Genomic DNA, 21,084 nt, shown 5'->3' with positions numbered 1-21,084 from the left:
GCCCCGCCCGGCCCCGCGAGCGGCGAGCCGCCCGGTACCGGGTTGCTGACCGACGCAAGGATCGGCGCGGCGGCCGGTAACGCCGACGGCACGCCGCCGACCGCCCCGCTGCCCGCCGAAAGATCGGGCGCGGTGGCTTGCCCCGGCGGCGTCGCGAAGAACTCGGACGCGAGCCGCGCAAGCGTCGCCGGGTCGGGCAAGCCGGCCGGCAGCGGCGCGTGCGGCAACGCATGCGCGTCGCCGCCGGCCAGGCCGGGATTAACGGTAGGTGTCGGGATAGTCATGGTACTTGGCGATTTCGACGTCATCGAGGACAGCCAGCGCATCCGGCGAATGGACCGCGAGCGAGCAATACAACGAGATCAGGTACGACGCGATCGCCTGGTTGTTGATCCCCATGAAGCGCACCGACAGGCCCGGGCCCTGTTCGCCCGCGACGCCCGGCTGATACAGGCCGACCACACCCTGGCGCTTGTCGCCGACGCGCAGCAGCAGGATCTTGGTCTTGCCGTCCGCCACCGGCACCTTGTCCGACGGGATCAGCGGAATGCCGCGCCACGTGATGAACTGCGAGCCGAACAGGCTGACCGTCGGCGGCGGCACGCCGCGCCGCGTGCATTCGCGGCCGAACGCGGCGATCGCGAGCGGGTGCGTGAGGAAGAACGCGGGTTCCTTCCACACCTTGGTCAGCAGTTCGTCGAGATCGTCCGGCGTCGGCGCGCCCGTCAGCGGGAAGATCCGCTGTTCGTCGGTCACGTTCGCGAGCAGCCCGTAGTCGGGGTTGTTGATCAGCTGGCTTTCCTGCAGCTCCTTGATCGTCTCGATCGTCAGGCGCAGCTGTTCCTTGATCTGGTCGTGCGGGCTGCTGTAAAGATCGGAGATCCGCGTATGCACGTCGAGCACCGTGCTGACCGCGTTCAGGAAATACTCGCGCGGCTGTTCCTCGTAAGGCACGAAAGTCTGCGGCAGCACGCTTTCGTCCTCGAGCTGCGTGCACGCGGCGCGCACGGCTTCCGGGTTCTTCACCTGGTTCAGCCGGTAGATGCCGGCCTCGACCGGCACCCATTGCAGCAGGTGGGTCAGCCAGCGCGGCGTGATCGTGGAAAGCTGGGGGACGGTCTTGGTAGCGTTCGCTAGTTGGCGGGCGGCGTGATCGCTCAGCGCAGCCGTGCCGCTTGCAACGGTCGACATGTGTGGCTCCGGGTTCTTTAGATGAAAAACGGGATTGCTTATGACGCTCAGTGATTATCGGAAGCACGCACCTGCCGGCTCAACATGCTATAGCCGTCAGGTCGCGTGCAACCGAAAGGGAAACGAAATGAGGAGGCGTCAGATGACGTACGCACCCGGCAGCAGCGTCGAGATCGACACGTCGAATGCGCGCGCGATCTTGTCGGCGGTGACGATCGATGCGATCGCCTCGCCGCGCTCGATCTCGCCGATATACGAGCGGTTCAGCCCCGCATGCTCGGCCAGCTGCTCCTGCGACCACGTGCGTGCTTCGCGCAGCTTGCGCACATTGGCGCCGAAGTGATGGATGAGGTCGCTCATCGCGCCTCCTATGCGACGCGCGCGGCCGTGCGCGGCGCGGCGTTCGCTTCGCTGCGCAGCACGGCCTGCGTGATGTTCTCGCCGGCCGGCACGTCCTGCGTGAGCCACACGTTGCCGCCGATCACCGCGCCGCGCCCGATCGTCACGCGACCGAGGATCGTTGCGCCGGCATAGATCACCACGTCGTCCTCGACGATCGGATGGCGGGCGAGCCCCTTCTCCAGATGGCCGGCCGCGTCGCGCGGAAAGCGCTTCGCGCCGAGCGTGACGGCCTGGTACACGCGCACGCGCTCGCCGATGATCGCCGTCTCGCCGATCACGACACCCGTGCCGTGATCGATGAAGAAGCCCGCGCCGATGCGCGCGCCCGGATGAATGTCGATGCCCGTCTCCGCATGCGCCTGCTCGGCGATGATCCGTGCGAGCAGCGGCAAGCCGAGCCCGTACAGTTCGTGTGCGAGCCGGTGGTGGATCATCGCGAGGATGCCCGGGTAGCACAGCAGCACTTCGTCGACGCTGCCGGCCGCCGGGTCGCCGTGGAACGCGGCCAGCACGTCGCTGTCGAGCAGCCGGCGAATCTCGGGCAAGCGCGCGGCAAACGCCTGCACCGCCGTCGACGCCACTTCGTCGACGTTGTCGACCGGCCCGTCGGCGTTGCGCTGCCGCGCCGCGTAGCGCAATTCCAGCTTCACCTGTGCGAGCAGCGCATTCAGCGCCGCGTCGAGCGCATGGGCCACGTGGAAGTTCTCGCTCTCCTGGCGCAGGTCGGGCGGCCCGAGCCGCATCGGGAACAGCACGCCTTTCAGCGCGCCGATGATCTGCGCGAGTGCCTCGCGCGCCGGCAGGTCGCGCCCGCCCGGTTCGAGCGAGCGCCGCTGCTTCTCGCGCCATGCGCGGCGCACGGTCTGCAGCGATTGAACGATGTCGTCGATGTCGAATGCGGCCATGCTGCTTTCTCCCCGTAACGGCCGTGAATCAGTCCTGCGCCCACGGCAGGCCGCGAAAACGCCAGCCATTGCTGCCGCCGCGATGCTGCCGCTCGTCGAGGTCGCCCTCGAACCCTTCGAGCACGTTGAATACCTGCGTAAAGCCGCCCTTCGTCGCCGCCTCGGCCGCCTGCGCCGAGCGGTTGCCGCTGCGGCACAGCAACAGCACGACGGCGTCCTTGCCGGTCTTCGCTTCCAGTTCGCGCACGAAGCGCGGGTTGCGCGTCAGGCTCGTGCCCGTCGCCCACGGCACGTGCAGCGACTCCGGCACGTGGCCGACGAATTTCCGCTCCTCGGCGGTGCGCACGTCCACCAGCAATGCGTCGCCGGCGGAAAACAGCGCCCACGCCACGTCCGGCGCGACGCCGCCCGCGTAGGGCGTGCCGGCCGCTGCTGCCGCCGCGCGCGTGTCTTCGAGCGCCTGCTGCGCAGCGGTTCGTTCTTCCAATGCAACCGTCATGACACTTCCTTGTTTTCGTTGATTCGTATGATCAAAAAACACCGGGAATTCGGCCGTTGCAGCTTGCGTGCTGTCTATAGCCGTCAACGCCACTATGCGATTGCGGCCGGGCAAGCTGAACCAATAAAAATTCATTTCCTAATCAGCGCCACGGGGAATGCAATAGCAGACGTGCGCTATCGGGGCCGGGTCGCCGGGGAGCGGGACGGGAGATGGGTGACCGTTCGATGTCGAGCATCGAAGGTTTTTGAAAGGTATCGCGGGAAGCGATCGCCGCGGCGTGCGGCGCGTTGCAATGGAATCCGAAACGGGGTGCATGCGCGGGCGCGCGGGCAGCGCGGGCAGCGCGCGCACCTTGCCGCGCACGGCCTCGACGACGGCAGCCGCACCCGGATCGCCATCTCTCACGACCGCGCTCGTCAATGCGTCGAATCCATCACCGAGCCAGAGTTGCTCCTGCAATCCTGATGGAAAGACATCACAAACACTGGCGCCGCTGCGCCTCATCGAGGACGATAACGCGCGGCGCCGCGTTCACTCACTGCTGATCCTGCTTTGCGCGTTCGGCCGCCGCGATGATCGCGTCGGCCACGGCCTTCGGCTGGCTCAGCATCGACACATGGCTGCCGTTCACGCGCGTGACCGTCGCACCGATCCGCTTCGCCATCGCTTCCTGCAGCGTCGGGTCGATCATCTTGTCCTGCGTCGTGACGACGAACGTCGACGGCTTCGCATGCCACGCGGCCTGCGTGACCTTCTCCGAGATGCAACCGCCATACCACGGCCCCTGGGTTGCCGCAACGAGGCGCTGCTGCGCGGGCGGCAGGTCCGGCGCGAAATCCTGCGCGATCGCCTTGTCCGACAGCGTGGCGAAACCGCCCGCGTCCTTGCGCAGCTCGCCGGCCCACGCGGGCGCCGGCAGCCCCTGCGTGACGTCGGCGATCGACTGGCCGTTGTCGGGCGCGAACGCGGCGACGTACACGAGCGACTTCACCTTGTCGTCGTTGCCCGCCTCGCTGATCACGACGCCGGCCCACGAATGGCCGACCAGCACGACCGGCCCCTTCTGCGCGTCCACCGTGCGCTTCGTCGCGGCCGCATCGTCGGCGAGCGAGCTCAGCGGATTCTGCACCGACACCACGTGCAGCCCGCGCGCCTCGAGCAGCGGAATCACGCGGTTCCAGCTCGACCCGTCGGCGAACGCGCCGTGCACGAGCACGACGTTCGTGCCCTTCAGATCTTCTTTCGGCGCGGCCTGCGCCGCGACCGCACCGAACAGTCCGCCGATCACTGCGGCAGATACCAGAACGCGTTTCACCAAACCGGACATCGTCATGCTCCTTGCTCTATTGTGTTTTTCACGGGAAGTGCTGCAGGGGTGGCCGCGCCCGCCTGCGGCAAGCGCGGCAGCACATCACGAATGCGCGTACAGGTCGTCGGCGGCATTCCGTGCGGAACGCGATTGGGACGCGTCGCGATGGCCGGCCGGCGTCGACGCATCGGCGACATTGTCGCCTTGCGATTTCGACGGGCCGTTCTGGTCGGAACGCGCGACCTGCTGCGCGGCGACGGCGCTCTCTGCGGCCGCGATATCGTTCGGGTAGTTCGCTTCGCTACTGGCCGGGTTGTAGCCGGCCTTCTCCAGGCGGACGAGATCGGCGCGCACGTCGGCGCGCGTGAGGCCGTGGCCGGTATCGGCAAACGACAGGGCGGGTGCGACGGCGAGGACGGCGACAGCGAGGATTCGAGCGGCTTTCATGAGGGTTCTCCTTGAGAGAGGTGGGTCAGTCGATCATTCGGCATCCGATCCAGTTCGTCTGGCATCGAACGTTTCCTGCATGTCGACAGTAGAACCCGCGCACGTATCTGCCATGTTTCCGAAACCGGGGCTTTCTGCATGCCAGTTTTTCAGGAACGGCCGCAGATACAGTGCGATACAAACCGGGCTGCCGCACCGCTCACGGCCCCGTCTGCTGATAGCGTCCCAAACCGATTCACCATGAAAAAAGGCGCGCCACGCATGGCACGCCTTTCCGTTGATCCCATCACACCACGCACGTCACGGCGCAAGCCGCGTGAACACGTAATCGTGGTTCTTCACACGCGCCTGATGGCACGCAAAACACGTCTGATGCTGGCCGATGTCGGCCGGCACGCCGTTGATGAAGCGCCCGAAGCCCCAGCCGCCCGTCGACGCATAGCGGCGCGAATCCTTCACCATCACCTGCACGGTCGTCGCCTGGCCCGGCACCGTGGCACTTGGAAGCTCGTCGGACTGCTTGCGCTTGTACGCGAGCTTCACGAGGATCGTGCCGTCCGGGAACGGCAGCGTCGCCTGTTCGAGTGCGCGGATCGCGACCGGGTTGCCGAGCACCACACGCAGCTCATCGAGCGGCGCGGCTTCCTCGGCCGGCGCGACCATTTCCCACTTCCGGTAGCCGGGCGGAATCGTCACGCCGTAGATCGGCGAAGCGGCAGCGGCCGGTTTCGGCTGCTCCGCGAATGCGGCCGGACCGCTGGCCGACCACGCGCCGGCAAGCAGCACGCCCGCGACGAACGTGCGTCGCATGCCACGGCGCACCACAACCACGTGCGCCCGCATCACAGGTGCTCCACTTGCAGGATCGCATCCGCAAACGCCTGCGGCGCTTCCTGCGGCAGGTTGTGGCCGATGCCGCCGGTGATCGTGCGGTGCTGGTACTTGCCGGTGAACTTCTTCGCATACGCGGCCGGCGCCGGATGCGGCGCGCCGTTCGCGTCGCCTTCCATCGTGATCGTCGGCACGGTGATCGCCGGCCCGGCCGCGAGGCGGCGCTCGATGTCGTCATACTGCGCTTCGCCCTTCGCGAGCCCGAGGCGCCAGCGATAGTTGTGGATCACGACGGCCACGTGATCGGGGTTCTGGAACGACGCGGCCGTGCGCGCGTAGGTTTCGTCGGAGAACTGCCATTTCGGCGACGCGAGCTGCCAGATCAGCTTGTTGAACGCGTCGCGGTTCTGCGTGTAGCCGAGTTCGCCGCGCTCGGTCGTGAAGTAGAACTGATACCACCACTGGAACTCGGCCTGCGGTGGAAGCGGCTTGCGATTCGCCTCCTGGCTGCCGATCAGGTAACCGCTCACCGACACCAGCGCCTTCACGCGCTGCGGCCACAGTGCCGCGATGATGTCGGCCGTGCGCGCGCCCCAGTCGTAGCCGCCGAACACCGCGCGGTCGATCTTCAGCGCATCCATCAGCGCGACGATGTCGACGGCTGTCACGGCCTGCTGGCCGTTGCGCACCGTGTCGGCCGAGCGGAACGTCGTCGACCCGTAGCCGCGCAGGTACGGCACGATCACGCGATAGCCGGCCGCGACGAGCCGCGGCGCGACTTCCGTGTAGCTGTAGATATCGTACGGCCAGCCATGCAGCAGGAACACGACGGGGCCGTTCTTCGGCCCGAGGTCCGCATACCCGACGTTGAGCACGCCCGCGTCGATCTGGTGGATCGTGCCCAGCGACGCGACGCCGGCCGTGCGCTTCGCAGGCGGGGCATCGGGCGCCGACTGCGCATGCGCCAGGGCGCTGAAGCCGAGGTCGGCGAGGCTCAGGCTTGCCAGCGTCGTACCGAGGATCAGGCGGCGGCGGGTGTTCACGGTTTCAGGCATGACTCGTTCTCCATTGTCGATCGCGAAGGTTGGGGGCCCACGGCACGTGCGGGCACTCGGGAATCGGCGTTCTCGGCGGCGGCGCCGGCTCGGCGCTGCCGTGTGAATCGCTTCACCGTATTTATAACCGCCCCACCCGCAGGCTTTGTATCCGAACGTATCTGTGTGCGTACACGACACACGGCGATTCAAAAATCGTGCTGGAGATGCCTGTCTGCGGGGGAGCCGGCCCGCATTCCCGCCTTCAACCTCGCTGCCGCGAGAAGCCGCTCACACCTTCCGATCCGGCAAGATATGCGCACGAATCGACCGCCCCCGCCACGATATGCGGTCGATCCGCTCGCGCAGCGTGTAGATCGCCACCGACGACAGCGTATTGAACCTGAGCAATGCGATGGGGGCGCCAATCCCGGCCGGCACGCGCTCGATCGAATCGAACAGCGGGAATCCGTGCCGTTTCAGGAACGCGCCGACTTCGTCGTCGCCTGCGTGTTCTTCGACGTTGATCAGCAGTAGTTCGGCCATGGCGGCTCCTTTTCTTGTACGTTCGCCCGCTCGTCACCGGATCAGCCGGCGCGTATGTTGCGCGATCATCCATTCCTCGTTGGTCGGGATCACCCACACCGGTACACGACTCGACGCCGTCGTGACCAGCGGCCCGCCGGAGTTGTTCGCGTCGACGTCGATCTCGACGCCGAGCCACGCCGCACGGCGCATCACCCCTTCGCGAATCGCCGCCGCGTGCTCGCCGATCCCCGCCGTGAAGACGATGGCGTCGATGCCTTCCATCGCGGCGGCAAGCGAACCGAGCTCGCGCGCGATGCGGTAGACGTACAGCTCGATCGCGAAGCGCGCGTGCGGATCGTCGCTCGCGAGCAGCGTGCGCATGTCGCTCGACAGGCCGGACACCCCGAGCAACCCGGAGCGCCGATAGATCAGATCCTCGACGGCGCGCACGTCCATCCGGAGTTCATCCATCAGGTACAGCACGACGCCAGGGTCCAGGTTGCCGCAGCGCGTGCCCATCGGTAGCCCGTCGACGGCGGTGAACCCCATCGTGCTCGCGACGCTCTTGCCCGCCACGAGCGCGCACATGCTCGCGCCGTTGCCGAGGTGGGCGACGACCGTGCGCCCGCGCGCTGCCTGTGGCGCGACGTCAGGCAGCACGCTTGCGATGTACTCGTACGAGAGCCCATGAAAGCCGTAGCGGCGCACGCCCCGGCTGGTGATCGACTCGGGCAGCGCGAACGCCTGTGACACCGCGGGCTGCGTGCAGTGGAATGCCGTGTCGAAGCAGGCCACCTGCTCGATACCCGGCTGCACCGCTTCGAGGATGCGGATCGGCGTCAGGTTGTGCGGCTGATGCAACGGCGCGAGCGGCGTGAGCTTTTCCAGCTCGGCCACGATCTCGGGCGTGACGCGCACCGGGCCGCTGAAGCGTTGCCCGCCATGCACGACGCGATGGCCCACCGCCGCAAGGCGATGCCCTTCCTGGTGAGCCGCCAGGAACGCAGCGATCTGCTCGAGCCCTTCGTGATGGCCGAACGTGTCGCCGCCGGCCCATTGCTGCTCGTGACGTTCCGCGTGATGGTCGACGGCGCTGAAGTGCACGGTGGCCGTGTAAAGCCCATCGACCTGGCCGTGCACGATCAGCCCGAGCGTGTCGCCCTGCACGTCGAATGCGGAAAACTTGATGCTCGACGAGCCGGCATTCAATACCAGAATCACGTCTGCCATGGCATCACCCCGCGCGCCCGGCCGCTTCACGCTGCGCATTCGCGACGAGCATCGCGACCGCGCATGAAGCGAGCCGGGTGATCAGCGAATCGGCGCGACTCGTCAGGATGATCGGCACGCGCGCACCGAGCACGATCCCTGCGGCGTCCGCGCCGGCCAGGAACGACAGGCTCTTGGCGAGCATGTTGCCGGCTTCGAGGTCGGGCACCATCAGCACGTTCGCGTGCCCGGCCACCGGCGAGTCGATCTGCTTGATGCGTGCGGCCTCGGGATCGATCGCGTTGTCGAGCGCAAGCGGGCCGTCGACGAGCGCGCCGGTGATCTGCCGCCGATCCACCATCTTGCATAGCGCGGCGGCTTCGAGCGTCGACGGCACTTTCGGGTTGACCGTCTCCATCGCCGACAGGATCGCCACGCGCACCTGCGGAAATTCAAGCGCATGGGCAAGATCGATCGCATTCTGAAGGATGTCGACCTTGTCCTCAAGCGTCGGCGCGATATTGATCGCCGCGTCGGTCACGATGAGCGGATCGGCATGGGCGGGCACGTCCATGACGAAGCAATGGCTGATGCGCCGGCCCGTGCGCAATCCGGCATCGTGACGCACCACTTCGGCCATGAGCTCGTCGGTATGCAGGCTGCCCTTCATCAGCGCGGCCGCCCGCCCGTCGCGGACGAGCCGCACCGCCGCTGCTGCCGACGCCTCGCTGTACGGCGCATCGACGATCTCGTGATCGATGATCGACAGCCCGGCCTCCGCGGCGGTCGCTTCGATACGGGCACGCGGGCCGACCAGGATCGGCTCGATGAGCCCCTTGCGCGCCGCCTCCAGCGCCCCTTCGAGCGAGCTTCGATCGCACGGGTGCGCGACGGCCGTCGGCATCGGCGCGAGCGTCCGGCAGTGTTCGATGAGGCGGAGATATTTCTCGTGTCTGTTTTCCATCGTGGTTCCCGGCTGTCCGTCACTGCACACGTTCGAGGGCCGCCACCGGCGCCTTGGCCGGCCGCGTCGCGGGCGGTGCACCCAGCACCGCGCGGATGCGTTGCAGCGCCGCCCACTGTTGCTCGCTCACCGACGTGCTTTGCACGCGCGGATCGCCCAGCAGCTTGTCCAGCAACGTCAGCAGCCGCTGGCGGTCTTCCGGCCGGGCCAGCAGCGCCGGCAGCGTGGCGACGGCCTGCTGCCGCGCGTAAGTCGCGATGATTTCCTGCTCGCCGTAGATGCGCCGCCACTGGTCGGGCGGCAGGTCCGGCAGATACTCGGCGTAGGTTTCGGCGAGCTCGCGCTCGGTCGCAAGCTGTGCCAGCGGAAACGGTTCGCCGCTGCGCTCGAGCAGAAACGCTGCGCGCGCAACCGCTTCGGTGTAGCCGCCCCGGTCGATCGACGCCAGCGCGTCCTGCACGAACGGCAGCTCGCGCGGGTCCGCCGCCACCGGCGAAGCGGCATGATGGTCGCGATACCGTTCCGCGAAATGAAGCATGAAAGGCTGCGTGTACAGCGTGAAGAACAGCGACTCGGTGCCCGCATCGCGCATCGCACGGAAAAAATCGAGCGACGCGCTGACGACGTCCGAACCGCGGCGTTCGAGCTTGCGCCACGGCTCGATATCGTCGGCAGGCTGGCGGTTCGCCTTGACCGTGGCGGCGGCCGGCTTCAGCCAGCCTAGCCACGGGTTCAGATCCGAAAACGCCCAGCGCTGAAAGCGCAGCGGATGAAAATCGCGCAGCAGGCGCGCCGTGGTTTCGTTCGATGCCTGCTGCACGAACGGCTGCATGAACAGTTCATACGCGCGCTGCGTGAATTCGGACAGCTCGGCGACGGCCTCGAACGCCTGTTCGTCCTTGCGCCCGAAGCGGTTGAAGTATTGCGCGATCTCTTCGAGACGGTGCTCGGCAAAGGTGACGTCGTATCCGACCTTGCCGTCGGCGCCTTTCACTTCCTCGATCGACATCGCATAGAGGCCGGGCGGCAGCGTTTCGACGGCATCCAGCACGCTGACGATCTGCGCGTGCTCCTTCTTCGCGACCTTGCCCGACACGAAGATGCCGAGATGCCCGACATCCTCCTCCATCAACCCGATGATCACCTGCCCGCGCGACTTGATCTCCTCCGTGCTGCCGTAGATGTCGGCGACCCAGTTGAACGCCTGCTGCGGCGGCGTGATGTTGTCGCCCATCGACGCGAACAGGATGATCGGCGAGCGGATCTTGCGCAGGTCGAACGCGTTGCCCGCTCCGTCCCGCACCTCGCCGGACCAGAGCTTGTTGCCGATGAACAGGTTGCGCGTGATCCATTCGATCTCTTCGCGGTTCATCAGGTAGTAGCCGCCCCACCAGCGCTCGAACTCGAGGAAGCGCGGCGGCTCCGTGTCGATGTTGTCGTACACGTGGTAATACTTGTCCCACAGCGTGTTCGCCGGGTTCAGGTTCTCGAAGTTCTGAACGAGATACGCGCCGTCGAACTTGCCGTTGCCGAGATCCGACGAGAACGACGCGAGCCAGGTGCCGCCGAGCAGCCCGCCGGCATAGCGCATCGGATTGTCGCCGGGCCCGTCGCTCCACGCGCCGCTCCAGTACGACATCGGCGCACCGTTGATCACGATCGGGCCCGTATCGTCCGCCGACGAGCTTGCGAGCATCATCGCGGCCCAGCCGCCCTGGCAGTTGCCGACGATGGCCGGCTTGAGGCTGTCCGGATGCCGCTCTCGCACCTTCCGGACGAACACCTGTTCCGCCGCGCACACGTCGAGCAGCGTCTGGCCGGGCTCGGGCTCCTGGAAGAACACGACGAAGTACACCGGATGCCCCGCGCGCAACGCCACGCCGACCTGAGAATCGTCCTTGAAGCCGCCGATGCCGGGGCCGTGCCCCGCGCGCGGATCGATGATCAGGTAGGGCCGCCTGGCGGCGTCGACGATCACGCCCTCCGGCGGCCGGATATGAACGAGCGCGTAATTGACGGGCCGCTCGAACTGCCGGCCGTCGAGGACGACGTCATAGTCGAAGTGAAGCACCGGCGCGAGCCCCTGGGCCGCACGCTCGACGTATTGCGTGCCGCGCTCGCGCAGCGTGTCCCAGAACAGCAGCGAACGCTGTACGGCGTCGACCGCGTAATGCCAGGCGCCGAGCGGCGAAAACGGCGTGGCGAAAGGGGCGGCGCCCGGGTCGTGACCAAGGCTGTCGCTGCCGTCGAATGCTTCGCTCAACCGCTTTCCGTACTGTTCCAGCGCGTGCTGCGTGCGCTTTTGCAGGACGTGGACAATCTCCGCGGCGATCTCATGACTGCGCGCCAGTTGCGTGGCAGCATCCATAACACTGTCCTCCAGAGGGGCAAGGTGAATCTCGAAACATTCCGGGAGCGGCCGTCTCGCGTCAGCCGAGCACGTGCATCCCGGCATCGATGTAGTGAACGCCGCCGGTCATCGCGCGTGCGGCATCGCTGGCGAGAAAGGTGCACAGCGCGCCGACGTCGTCGATGTCGAGCGGCCGGCGCAATGGCGCACGCCGTGCGGTGTCGTCGAGCAGGTGATCGAAGTTCGGCAGCCCGGAGGCCGCGCGCGTGGGCAATGCACCGGGCGACACCGCATGCACGCGGATGCCTGCCGGCCCCAGTTCGACGGCCAGATAGCGAACGGCGGCCTCCAGCGCCGCCTTGACCGGCCCCATCACGCCGTACTCGGCGATGACCTGGTCGGCGCCGATATAGGTCATTGCCATCAGGCTGCCACCGGCGGTCATCAACGGCTCGGCAAGCTTCGCCATCCTGACGAACGAGTGGCAGGAGGTATCCATCGCGAGTGCGAACCCTTCCGGCGAACTGTCGACGACCCGCCCGTGCAGGTCGGCCCTGGGTGCGAAGGCCACGGCATGCAACAGAAAATCGAGGCCGCCCCACTGCTCGCCGATCGTGTCGAACACTTCGCGCATCTGGTCCGCCCGGCTGACATCGAGCGGCATCGCGATCGCCGGCTTCAGTTGCTCCAGCAGCGGCTCGACGTACGGCAACGCGCGGTCGGATTGCCAGGTCACGGCCAGCTCGGCCCCCGCCGCGTGAAAGGCGCGCGCACATCCCCAGGCGATGCTCTGCTCGTTCGCCAGGCCGACGACGATTCCTCTTTTGCCTTCGAGCGGCCGCATGCCAGTGCCAGGCGCGCGCGGCCGGCGCACGTCGTCATTCGTCATCGCGAAACCTCGGATCGTATTTTTTCACCGGGCGAAACTGTGAAAAGGCCGATTGGCCTTTCCGCCGCGAATCATTGTATTGACGGTTGCATTACATCCGATCAATCAAGCGACATAGTCTTGATTTTTATCAAAATCGCTTTTGAATCAAATAATTACGATGGAATGTTTCAATTAGCAAGGACGCGTTTCATCGTCTTGTCATTCAATCGCGTGCGGAAATGCGTGGTGCTTCATCAGGGAGCAATCGAGTGACCGCCGTTTTCGCGATCAAGCAGAAACGAACGCAAGCCGCCTGATTGCAGCGGCCCGCGTTCGTCGAGCATCTCCACCTATCTGGATGCGATCGGCTGATCCGCCGGACGCGGCATCTCGCCGCTACGCTGGATCCATCCGCCCCCCAGCGCCCGGTACAGGCTGACCAGGTTCGTCCAGCGCGCCAGACGCGCATTGATCAGCGACTGCTGCGCCGTGTAGAGGTCCGTTTGTGCGGTCAACACCGACAGATAGCTGTCGGCACCGCTCTTGTAGCGCAGGTCCGACAGGTCGAAGCGGCGCTGCTGCGCGTGCGCGTTGCGCTCGAGCGCGGCAATCTGCTGGTCGTACGTACCGCGTGCGGCCAGGCCGTCCGACACTTCGCGGAATGCCGACTGGATCGCCTTCTCGTAGTTCGCGATCTCGATGCGCTTCTGCACGTTTGCCAGATCGAGGTTCGCGATGTTCTTCCCGCCCTCGAAGATCGGCAACGCAATGTTCGGCGCGAACGACCACGCCGCCGTGCCGGCCTTGAACAGGCCGCCCAACGTCGGGCTCGCCGTGCCGAACGCGGCGGTCAGCGAGATCTTCGGGAAGAACGCCGCACGCGCCGCGCCGATGTTCGCGTTCGCAGCCAGCAGCGCCTGCTCGGCCTGCATCACGTCGGGGCGACGCGTCAGCAAATCCGACGGCAAACCGGCCGGCACGTCCGGCAGCAGGTTCTGCGCGTCGAGCGGCATGCCTGCGGGCAGGTCATCCGGCAGCGATTCGCCAACCAGCAGCACCAGCGCATTCAGCGCCTGTGCGCGTGCGCGCGCCTGTGCCTGCTGGTTCGCGAGCGCCTGCTCGACCACCGTCTGCGCCTGGCGCAGGTCGAGTTCCGTGCCGGTGCCGTTGTCGAACTGCAGCTTCGTCAGGTTGTAGGAGTCCTGCGCCGTCTTCAGCGTGTTCTCCGTGATCTTCAGCAGATCGTCGGTCGACAGCAGCGTCAGATACTGATCCGCCACCTGCGACACCAGCGAGATTTCCGACGCCTGCCGTGCGTAGGCGGTCGACAGGTACTGCGCGAGCGCCTGGTCCTTCAGGCTCTGCACGCGGCCGAACAGGTCGAGTTCCCACGACGCCGACAGGCCGACGTTGTAGGTGCGCGAGATGGTCGCCTGTTGAGTAGGCGAAACACCCTGCGGATAGCGCTGGATGTTGCCCGTCCCCACGCCGTCGAGCGTCGGGAACAGCCCCGCTCGCGTGATCTGGTACTGCGCCCGCGCGGCCTCGATATTCAGCACTGCCACACGCAGATCGCGATTGTTCGTCAGCGCGATCTCGATCAGCCGCTGCAGGCGCGGATCGGCGAAGAATTCGCGCCAGCCGACGGTGGTTGCCGCCCGGCCGTTCGCACTGCGCGCACCCGCTGCCGCGCCCGGCTGCGTCGAATAGACGCCGCCGGACGGGAACGCCTGCGCCACCGGTGCATCGGGCCGCGTGTAGCGCGGCGCCATCGTGCAGCCCGTCGCGAAGAGCGCGGCCGCCGCAACGGCCGCGACGCGAATTCGACTCATGTTGCTCCCGTTGCGCGCCGCCGCGGCGCGCGTTTCAGATTGCATGCTCATACGGCCTCCAGCACGCGGGCGCGCTCGCTGGTCGCCGCCTCGCGATGGCGTTTCGCGATCAGCGTGTACACGGTCGGCAGCACGAACAGCGTGAACAGCGTACCGACCAGCATCCCGGTCGAAACCGTGATCCCGATCGCGAAGCGGCTGGCCGCGCCCGCGCCGCGCGCGAAAATCAGCGGCACGAGCCCGGCGACCATCGCGGCCGTCGTCATCAGGATCGGCCGCAGCCGTACCGCCGCCGCGTGCTCGATCGCCGCGCGCCGGTCGAGATGCTGCGTGCGTTGCAGTTCGTTCGCGAAGCTCACCATCAGGATCCCGTGCTTCGAAATCAGGCCGATCAGCGTAACGAGCCCGATCTGCGTATAGATGTTCAGCGTCGCGAAGCCGAGGTACAGCGGCACCAGCGCGCCGCACACCGACAGCGGCACCGACACGAGGATCACGAGCGGATCGCGCAGGCTCTCGAACTGGGCGGCAAGCACCAGGAAGATGACGACGAGCGCGAACACGAACGTGACCGTCAGCCGGTTGCCCTCCTGCACGTATTGCCGCGATTCGCCGAGCCAGTCGATGTCGTATCCGGCCGGCAGCGGCTGCTTCTGCAGAAACTCGACCGCCTGCCCCATCGTCACGCCGGGCGCGGCCACCGCCGACAATGTCGCCGAGTTCAGCTGGTTGAACTGCGTGAGCGCGTTCGCCTGGCTGCCGTTCGACACGCGCACGACCGTCGACAGCGCCACCATCTTGCCGCCGCGCGTTTTCACGTAGTAACGGTTCAGCATCTCCGACGACAGGCGCTCCGCGCGCGCGACCTGCGGAATCACGTCGTACGAGCGGCCGTTGTGGTCGAAGCGGTTCACGTAGTTCTCGCCCACGAGCACCGCGAGCGTATCGGCGATGTCCTTCATCGTCACGCCGAGCGCATTCGCCTGGTTGCGGTCGATCGTCACGCCGACCGCGCGGCTGTCGAACGTCAGGTCGCTGTCGACCACCGCGAACAGCCCGCTCTTCGACGCGGCAGCCTTCAGCTTGTCCATCGTCGCGAAGATGTCCTTGAAGTCCGCGGGCGCGCGCAGCACCATCTGGATCGGCAGGCCGCCGCTCGACGCGGGCAGCGACGGCAGCAGGAACGTGAACACCTGGTCGCCCGCGATCGCGTTCGCACGCGCCTGCACGAGCGCCTGCAGGTCGGCCGCACCGCGTGTGCGCTTCGACCAGTCGACGAGGTTCACGCCGGCAAAGCCGAGGTTGGCCCCGCCGACGCCATTCAGCACGAAGCTCGTATCCGCTTCCGGCAGCGAGCGGAACACCTTCTCGATCTGCGGCGCATAGCGTTCGAGATAGTCGAGGTTCGCATACTGCGGCGCCTTCACCTGCAGCATGATCGAGCCCTGGTCCTCCTGCGGCGCCAGTTCGCGCTTCACGCCGCTGAACAGCACGCCGATGCCGAGCAGCACGCCCGCGCCGAACACCAGCACCGCCGGCCGCGCGCCGAGGCTCGCGTGCAGCAGGCGCCGGTACCCGTGCGTGACGCGCGACAGCGCGTGTTCGATCGCCCGCGCGACGCGCCCCTCCGACATCCGGCTGTCGAGCAGCAGCGAGCTCAGCATCGGCGAAAGCGTCAGCGCGATCACCGCGGACACGCACACCGCCCCCGCGAGCGTGAACGCGAATTCGCGGAACAACGAGCCGGTCAGCCCGCCCATCAGCCCGATCGGCGCATACACCGCGATGAGCGTGATGGTCATCACGATCACCGGCGACGCGATCTCGCGCGCGCCGAGCAACGCCGCGCGCGCGGGCGGCTCGCCGGATTCGATGTGCCGGTGAATGTTCTCGACGACGACGATCGCGTCGTCGACTACCAGCCCGATCGCCAGCACCATCGCGAGCAGCGTGAGCAGGTTCAGCGAGAAACCGGCGGCCAGCATCAGCGCGGCGGAGCCGACCAGCGCGAGCGGAATCGTCACGACCGGAATCACGACCGCGCGGAACGAACCGAGGAACAGGAAGATCACGACCACGACGATCGCGATCGCCTCGATGATCGTCTCGCGCACCTCGTCGATCGACGCGTTGACGAAGCGCGCGACGTCGAACACGTCGCCGATCCTGATGCTGGCCGGCTTGCTGCGCTCCATCGTCGGCAGCAGCGCCTGTACGCCGCGCACGATGTCGAGCGGGTTGCCCGACGGCGTCGCGTTGATCGCGATGTTGACGGCGCGGTGCCCGTTCATCAGCGCGCTCGCGTTGTATTGCTGGCCCCCCAGCTCGATCGTCGCGACGTCGCGCAACCGCACGAAACTGCCGTTCGCATCCGATTTCACGACGAGGTTGCCGAACGCACCGACGTCGGTCAGGTCGGTGTTCGCGGAAATGTCGGCGACGGTCAGCGCGCCCTTCAACTGGCCCGGCGCGGCCTGCACGTTGTTCGCCTTCAGCGCGGCCGACACATCGGCGGCCGACAGCCCGTGCGCGGCAAGCCGCGACGCGTCGAGCCAGACCCGCATCGCGAGGTTCTGGCCGCCGACGATGTCGGCCGACGCGACGCCCGGCACCGTGGTGACCAGCGGCTGCGCCACCCGCACCACGTAATCGGTGATCTCGGGGATCGACAACGTATCGCTCGAGAAGCCCAGATACATGACGGCGGTGGGCGCGTCGGTCAGCTTGGTGATCACGGAGTCGTACGCGCCCTCGGGCATCTTGTACTTGACCTCCTGCACCTTCGCCATGATTTCCGTCATCGCGCGGTCGGCGTTCGCATTCAGGCGCAGCCGCGCCTTCACGATGCTCTTGCCCTGCGTGGACGTGGAGGTCAGGTACTCGATGCCGTCCGCCGTCGCGATCGACTGCGCGATCGGCGTCGTCACGAAACCCTGCATCAACGCCTGCGACGCACCGGGATAGGCCGTCTCGACGCTGATCGTCGCGCTCTCCAGCATCGGATACTGGCGCACCGGCAGCGCGCCGAGCGAGCGCAGGCCCACCAGCAGGATCAGCAGGCTGCACACGAGCGACAGCACCGGCCGCCGCACGAAGATGTCGGTGAAACGCGCGCCTTGCGTGGTCTGGCTCATCGCACCGTCTCCCGTTGCGTGGACGCATCGGCCAGCGCCTGCACCTTCGCGCCCGGCGCGACGCGCAACTGCCCGGTCGTCACGACCACGTCGCCGGCGCGCAGCCCGTCGTCGATGACGATGCGGCCACGCTCGCGCGCGCCGGTCCGCACCTGGCGCACGCGCGCCACGCCGACACCGCGCCCGTCGCGCTGCTCGACCACGACCACGGTGTCGCCCGCCTGCGAGGTCTGCACCGCGGTATCCGGCACGCTGATCACGGCGTCGCGACCCGGCAGCGCCAGATGCGCGTCGATATACATCCCCGGGCGCAGCAACTGGCCGGAATTGGCCACCGTGGCCTGCACGGTGATGTTGCGGGTCTCGTCGCCGACCTGCGGCTCGATAGCGGTCACGCGCCCTTCGAACGTCCGGCCCGGATACGCATCCGTCGTCACGCGCACGGTCTGGCCGAGCGCCACGCGGCTCAACGCCTTCTGCGGCACCGTGAAGTTCGCGTACAACACGTCGAGATCCGTGAGCGTCGCGATCGCGTCGCCCGGGTTCAGGTACTGCCCGAGGTTCACGCGGCGCAAGCCGATCACGCCGGAGAACGGCGCGCGAATCAACTTCTGCGTAATGACCGCCTGGGTCTCGCGGATATCGGCGCGCGCGGCGTCGAGTTCATAGCGGCGTGCGTCGAATGTCGCCTTCGGCTCGGCGCCGTTCGGCACGAGCTGCTCGGCGCGTGCGAACTGCCGGCGCGTATAGTCGGCCTTCGCCTGCAGCCCGGCGAGCTTCGCCTGCTCGGGCGCATCGTAAAGCTGCACGAGTGTTTGCCCGGCACTCACGCGCGAGCCCGCGACGAACTGGATGCCGACGATGCGCCCCGCGACTTCCGGCGCGATGGTCACCTGACGGACCGCTTCGAGCGAGCCGACCGCGTCGAGCGTAGGCGCCGTCGCCTCCGGGTTCACGACGACGGTTTCGACCGGCAACGGCGCCGGTGGCGCCGCAGGCCGGTCGGCAGCCGATACACGTTCCGTGCGCCACAGGAACAACGCGCCAAACAGGACGATCAACGCGCCCGCGGTAAAAAACATTGAGCGTCTCACCGATATCTCCCCAATGAATCAGTCATGACATCAGTGTGTGTGGAGCGACCTCCCCCGGATGTCAATTTTTTGAATCCCCGTTTAAATATTTCGCGCGCCTGACACGAAAAAAACCGCATGCCCGGGACGAACGGGACATGCGGTGAAAAGACACCCGCCACGAGATCAGATAGTCGTGGCAGGCGATCGCGACGCATGAAGGGTCCATGCGCGCGCATACGGGTGAAACATCGCCAACAGGACGGCGCCGAACAGCAGCAATGGATTGGTACTGACCGCCCCGCACATGAGGAACAGCACCGACATCGCCGCCGCACCGGCAACCCCCCACGCGGTTGCGATGCCGAGCAGGATCGACAGCCCTGCCGCCAGTTCGAGCCAGGGCACGACCAGGTTGACCGCGACGACGTGCGGAAGCGCGACGTGTCCGATCGCGCCGGCCAGCGCGAGCCGCACGGCTTCGGGCGCCACTGTGGATCGCGAGACGGCGGCGCTCAGGAAGGGCCCCGCATCGAAGTGCCCGACGATCTTCGTCAAGCCGGCCCAGATCCAGAACGCGCCGAGGACGAGCCGCAGCGCGAGCGCGACGGCGGCCTTCATCGCGCCACCTGCGGATGCAGACGATGCAGTTGCCTGAAGCCGATCATGGTCACGCCCAGCAGACACGCGAACATGACGGCAATCGCCGCATTCGTCTCGATGGGCAGCGCGCTGACGACGCCCGACACGATCGAGCCGAGCGCGAGCATCAGGCACCCCTGCAGGCTCGCGGCGGCGCCCGCGCGGCCCGGGAACAGGGCCATCGAGCGCGCCATCGCGTTGGAGAAGATGAAGCCCTGCGCAAACGCGATCAGCATGATCCCGCCGAGTGCGGTCACCAGGATCAGCTCGCCGCCGCTCGACGCCACGCACGCCACCCCGAGCGCAAAGATCGCGATGCCGCCGCGCATCAGCTGCTCGCCGCTGTAGCGCCGGATCAGGCTCCGGTTCAGCGTCGTGCCGCCGAGGTAGCACAGCCCGACGCCGAGCGCGGTCGAGCCGAAGTACGACGCGGAATGCCCGAGGCGGAACTGCACGATGTACGGCCCGATCACGTTCCACATCAGGAACGCCGAGAAGCTCATCCCGAGCATCGCGACAGCCGACTGGAAGTGCGAATCGGACAGGATCTCGCGATAGCCCGCGATGGTTTGCCGCGGCGTGCGCCGCAACTCCGGCCGCAGCGTCTCGCGCAGGCCCACGAACGCGAACGACAGCACGACGAGCCCGTAGCCGCAGTACACGACGAAGTTCCAGCGCCAGCCGGCCCACTCCTGCACGTGTCCGCCGATGTACGGCGCGATCACCGGGCCGAGCCCGAACGCCAGGCTGAGGTAGACGATCGCGACGCGGAAGCGGTCGCCCTTCAGCCGGTCGACCAGCACGGCGCGCGCGACGACCTGGCATGAGCCGATCGCAAAGCCCTGGATCGCGCGTCCCGCCATCAGCACCTCGAACGACGGCGCGACGACCGCGAGTGCGCTGCCGGCGATGAACAGCGCAAGGCCGAAGAGCACCGACGGGCGCCGGCCCCACCAGTCGGCCAGCATGCCGAACGCGAGCTGGCCGATCGCATAGAACACGAGCGTGATCGTGATCGTGTTCTGCATCATGCTCGGCATGACGTTGAGTTCTCGACCGATGGCCGGAATGCTCGGCGCATAGAGGTCGATCGCGATCCCGCCGACGCTGTTGATCAGCGGCGCCAGGAACACGAGGAAGTTTTCGTATCTATTTGAGTCGGACATGGGGACGTTCCTGAAATGACATGACAGGCCGACGCGCATGCGTGCGGCCCATCGGGATCAGTGACCGTTTGCGGTGCATTCGACCTGCCTCAGCGGCATGCGGGCCGACGGCGGATCATCGAGCGGGCTCCACATCGGCAAGTCGTTGCGCCTGGCCATGTCGTCGATCTTCACCATGATGACGCGCGGCGAGTTGTCGTAGTACGTACCCCAGTCGACATGTCGGTCACGTACCCGGCTCACGCACGCGGGGCCGAGATCGTCATAGGCGATTTGCAACGACTGCACGATGTGACGCACCCGCTCCGTCGCCGTCATCAGCACGTACCGGTAGTGATGCTGGGCCAGCGTACGGAACACGTTCGCGATCAGGTAGCGCCCCGCGCCCTTCGCGCCGAACGACGAGAACTGCCCGAGTTCGACCAGCTCCGCACGCGACAGCCCGTAAAGGCTCGTCAGCGATTCGTCGAGGTAGTGCTCGGAGAACAGCGGGGCGCTGTCGCCCCAGCTGAGCCCCAGGCACGCGTAGCCGGGCAACGTCATCTTGCGGTCGGTCAGGCACCAGAACTGGTCCGGGCGAGGCTCCGGACGCGCGCCGTGCGCCTGGTAGTAGTGCTGCGAGACCGCGAGCTGCATCTCGCGATAAGCGTCCTGGCCCGGATGAAAGCTTCGTACGATGTGCACGTTCGGCTCC

The 21,084-nt window shown here is 66.9% G+C and carries 19 protein-coding genes and 1 pseudogene; all 20 read right to left on the bottom strand.

Going from position 1 to position 21,084, the window contains the following annotated elements:
• Positions 1-284, bottom strand: a pseudogene (locus tag FFS49_RS20065) (cysteine desulfurase); the annotation flags it as partial.
• Positions 259-1,191 carry a family 2A encapsulin nanocompartment shell protein gene (locus tag FFS49_RS20060; RefSeq protein WP_031398343.1) on the bottom strand — a complete coding sequence of 311 codons (933 nt, stop codon included), beginning with the start codon at positions 1,189-1,191 and terminating at the stop codon, positions 259-261. The gene FFS49_RS20060 and the pseudogene FFS49_RS20065, both read right to left, overlap by 26 nt.
• Before the next feature lie 138 nt (positions 1,192-1,329).
• Complete coding sequence (locus FFS49_RS20055) at positions 1,330-1,551, bottom strand: helix-turn-helix transcriptional regulator (protein WP_105817287.1); 222 nt, start codon at positions 1,549-1,551, stop codon at positions 1,330-1,332.
• An 8-nt stretch (positions 1,552-1,559) separates the two neighbouring features.
• Complete coding sequence (gene epsC, locus FFS49_RS20050; protein WP_039354337.1) at positions 1,560-2,498, bottom strand: serine O-acetyltransferase EpsC; 939 nt, start codon at positions 2,496-2,498, stop codon at positions 1,560-1,562.
• 28 nt (positions 2,499-2,526) lie between these two features.
• Positions 2,527-2,997 carry a rhodanese-like domain-containing protein gene (locus tag FFS49_RS20045; RefSeq protein ID WP_105817288.1) on the bottom strand — a complete coding sequence of 157 codons (471 nt, stop codon included), beginning with the start codon at positions 2,995-2,997 and terminating at the stop codon, positions 2,527-2,529.
• Positions 2,998-3,535: 538 nt separating this feature from the next.
• Entirely contained in the window at positions 3,536-4,327 is a 792-nt protein-coding gene (locus tag FFS49_RS20035) for an alpha/beta hydrolase (protein ID WP_105817416.1), read from the bottom strand.
• Positions 4,328-4,411: 84 nt separating this feature from the next.
• Complete coding sequence (locus FFS49_RS20030; protein WP_105817290.1) at positions 4,412-4,756, bottom strand: DUF4148 domain-containing protein; 345 nt, start codon at positions 4,754-4,756, stop codon at positions 4,412-4,414.
• Between the two features lie 300 nt (positions 4,757-5,056).
• Entirely contained in the window at positions 5,057-5,599 is a 543-nt protein-coding gene (locus tag FFS49_RS20025; RefSeq protein WP_105817291.1) for a cytochrome P460 family protein, read from the bottom strand.
• Complete coding sequence (locus FFS49_RS20020; RefSeq protein ID WP_105817292.1) at positions 5,599-6,642, bottom strand: alpha/beta hydrolase; 1,044 nt, start codon at positions 6,640-6,642, stop codon at positions 5,599-5,601. The genes FFS49_RS20025 and FFS49_RS20020 overlap by 1 nt, the downstream gene beginning before the upstream one ends.
• A 270-nt stretch (positions 6,643-6,912) precedes the next feature.
• Positions 6,913-7,167, bottom strand: coding sequence for a hypothetical protein (locus FFS49_RS42045; RefSeq protein WP_039354328.1), 255 nt, complete (start codon positions 7,165-7,167; stop codon positions 6,913-6,915).
• Between the two features lie 33 nt (positions 7,168-7,200).
• Complete coding sequence (locus FFS49_RS20015; RefSeq protein WP_105817417.1) at positions 7,201-8,379, bottom strand: acetate/propionate family kinase; 1,179 nt, start codon at positions 8,377-8,379, stop codon at positions 7,201-7,203.
• A 4-nt stretch (positions 8,380-8,383) separates the two neighbouring features.
• Positions 8,384-9,322 (bottom strand): phosphate acetyltransferase, encoded by a 939-nt coding sequence (locus tag FFS49_RS20010; RefSeq protein ID WP_071333169.1) that lies wholly within the window; start codon positions 9,320-9,322, stop codon positions 8,384-8,386.
• A gap of 19 nt (positions 9,323-9,341) precedes the next feature.
• A complete protein-coding gene (locus tag FFS49_RS20005) occupies positions 9,342-11,690 on the bottom strand; it encodes a DUF3141 domain-containing protein (RefSeq protein WP_137909806.1) in 2,349 nt (782 codons plus the stop codon).
• Between the two features lie 61 nt (positions 11,691-11,751).
• Positions 11,752-12,516 (bottom strand): enoyl-ACP reductase FabI, encoded by a 765-nt coding sequence (gene fabI, locus FFS49_RS20000; protein WP_105817418.1) that lies wholly within the window; start codon positions 12,514-12,516, stop codon positions 11,752-11,754.
• Between the two features lie 377 nt (positions 12,517-12,893).
• Positions 12,894-14,375 (bottom strand): efflux transporter outer membrane subunit, encoded by a 1,482-nt coding sequence (locus FFS49_RS19995; RefSeq protein ID WP_105817419.1) that lies wholly within the window; start codon positions 14,373-14,375, stop codon positions 12,894-12,896.
• A gap of 47 nt (positions 14,376-14,422) precedes the next feature.
• Positions 14,423-17,509 (bottom strand): efflux RND transporter permease subunit, encoded by a 3,087-nt coding sequence (locus tag FFS49_RS19990; RefSeq protein ID WP_105817294.1) that lies wholly within the window; start codon positions 17,507-17,509, stop codon positions 14,423-14,425.
• Positions 17,506-18,591 carry an efflux RND transporter periplasmic adaptor subunit gene (locus tag FFS49_RS19985; protein ID WP_171026797.1) on the bottom strand — a complete coding sequence of 362 codons (1,086 nt, stop codon included), beginning with the start codon at positions 18,589-18,591 and terminating at the stop codon, positions 17,506-17,508. The genes FFS49_RS19990 and FFS49_RS19985 overlap by 4 nt, the downstream gene beginning before the upstream one ends.
• A 177-nt stretch (positions 18,592-18,768) precedes the next feature.
• A complete protein-coding gene (locus FFS49_RS19980) occupies positions 18,769-19,203 on the bottom strand; it encodes a DoxX family membrane protein (RefSeq protein WP_105817296.1) in 435 nt (144 codons plus the stop codon).
• Positions 19,200-20,390 carry a multidrug effflux MFS transporter gene (locus FFS49_RS19975; protein ID WP_039354317.1) on the bottom strand — a complete coding sequence of 397 codons (1,191 nt, stop codon included), beginning with the start codon at positions 20,388-20,390 and terminating at the stop codon, positions 19,200-19,202. The genes FFS49_RS19980 and FFS49_RS19975 overlap by 4 nt, the downstream gene beginning before the upstream one ends.
• A 57-nt stretch (positions 20,391-20,447) precedes the next feature.
• Positions 20,448-21,074 (bottom strand): thermostable hemolysin, encoded by a 627-nt coding sequence (locus FFS49_RS19970; protein WP_039354314.1) that lies wholly within the window; start codon positions 21,072-21,074, stop codon positions 20,448-20,450.
• Positions 21,075-21,084 lie beyond the last annotated feature (10 nt).

It is taken from the genome of Burkholderia sp. 4NA327C6, assembly GCF_005502655.1.
GTDB classification, from domain to species: domain Bacteria; phylum Pseudomonadota; class Gammaproteobacteria; order Burkholderiales; family Burkholderiaceae; genus Burkholderia; species Burkholderia contaminans.
The sequence above is the reverse complement of the archived record's forward strand: the minus strand, read 5'-3'. Positions and strand labels throughout refer to the sequence as shown.

Excerpts from the sequence above, each read along its gene's own strand:
- FFS49_RS42045 (WP_039354328.1), bottom strand. The coding sequence starts at position 7,167 with ATGGCCGAACTACTGCTGATCAACGTCGAAGAACACGCAGGCGACGAC.
- FFS49_RS20035 (WP_105817416.1), bottom strand. The coding sequence starts at position 4,327 with ATGTCCGGTTTGGTGAAACGCGTTCTGGTATCTGCCGCAGTGATCGGC.
- FFS49_RS19995 (WP_105817419.1), bottom strand. The coding sequence starts at position 14,375 with ATGAGTCGAATTCGCGTCGCGGCCGTTGCGGCGGCCGCGCTCTTCGCG.
- FFS49_RS20060 (WP_031398343.1), bottom strand. The coding sequence starts at position 1,191 with ATGTCGACCGTTGCAAGCGGCACGGCTGCGCTGAGCGATCACGCCGCC.
- FFS49_RS20030 (WP_105817290.1), bottom strand. The coding sequence starts at position 4,756 with ATGAAAGCCGCTCGAATCCTCGCTGTCGCCGTCCTCGCCGTCGCACCC.
- FFS49_RS20025 (WP_105817291.1), bottom strand. The coding sequence starts at position 5,599 with ATGCGGGCGCACGTGGTTGTGGTGCGCCGTGGCATGCGACGCACGTTC.
- fabI (WP_105817418.1), bottom strand. The coding sequence starts at position 12,516 with ATGCGGCCGCTCGAAGGCAAAAGAGGAATCGTCGTCGGCCTGGCGAAC.
- FFS49_RS20055 (WP_105817287.1), bottom strand. The coding sequence starts at position 1,551 with ATGAGCGACCTCATCCATCACTTCGGCGCCAATGTGCGCAAGCTGCGC.
- FFS49_RS20020 (WP_105817292.1), bottom strand. The coding sequence starts at position 6,642 with ATGCCTGAAACCGTGAACACCCGCCGCCGCCTGATCCTCGGTACGACG.
- FFS49_RS19990 (WP_105817294.1), bottom strand. The coding sequence starts at position 17,509 with ATGAGCCAGACCACGCAAGGCGCGCGTTTCACCGACATCTTCGTGCGG.
- FFS49_RS19980 (WP_105817296.1), bottom strand. The coding sequence starts at position 19,203 with ATGAAGGCCGCCGTCGCGCTCGCGCTGCGGCTCGTCCTCGGCGCGTTC.
- FFS49_RS19985 (WP_171026797.1), bottom strand. The coding sequence starts at position 18,591 with ATGTTTTTTACCGCGGGCGCGTTGATCGTCCTGTTTGGCGCGTTGTTC.
- FFS49_RS20005 (WP_137909806.1), bottom strand. The coding sequence starts at position 11,690 with ATGGATGCTGCCACGCAACTGGCGCGCAGTCATGAGATCGCCGCGGAG.
- epsC (WP_039354337.1), bottom strand. The coding sequence starts at position 2,498 with ATGGCCGCATTCGACATCGACGACATCGTTCAATCGCTGCAGACCGTG.
- FFS49_RS19975 (WP_039354317.1), bottom strand. The coding sequence starts at position 20,390 with ATGTCCGACTCAAATAGATACGAAAACTTCCTCGTGTTCCTGGCGCCG.
- FFS49_RS20045 (WP_105817288.1), bottom strand. The coding sequence starts at position 2,997 with ATGACGGTTGCATTGGAAGAACGAACCGCTGCGCAGCAGGCGCTCGAA.
- FFS49_RS20015 (WP_105817417.1), bottom strand. The coding sequence starts at position 8,379 with ATGGCAGACGTGATTCTGGTATTGAATGCCGGCTCGTCGAGCATCAAG.
- FFS49_RS20010 (WP_071333169.1), bottom strand. The coding sequence starts at position 9,322 with ATGGAAAACAGACACGAGAAATATCTCCGCCTCATCGAACACTGCCGG.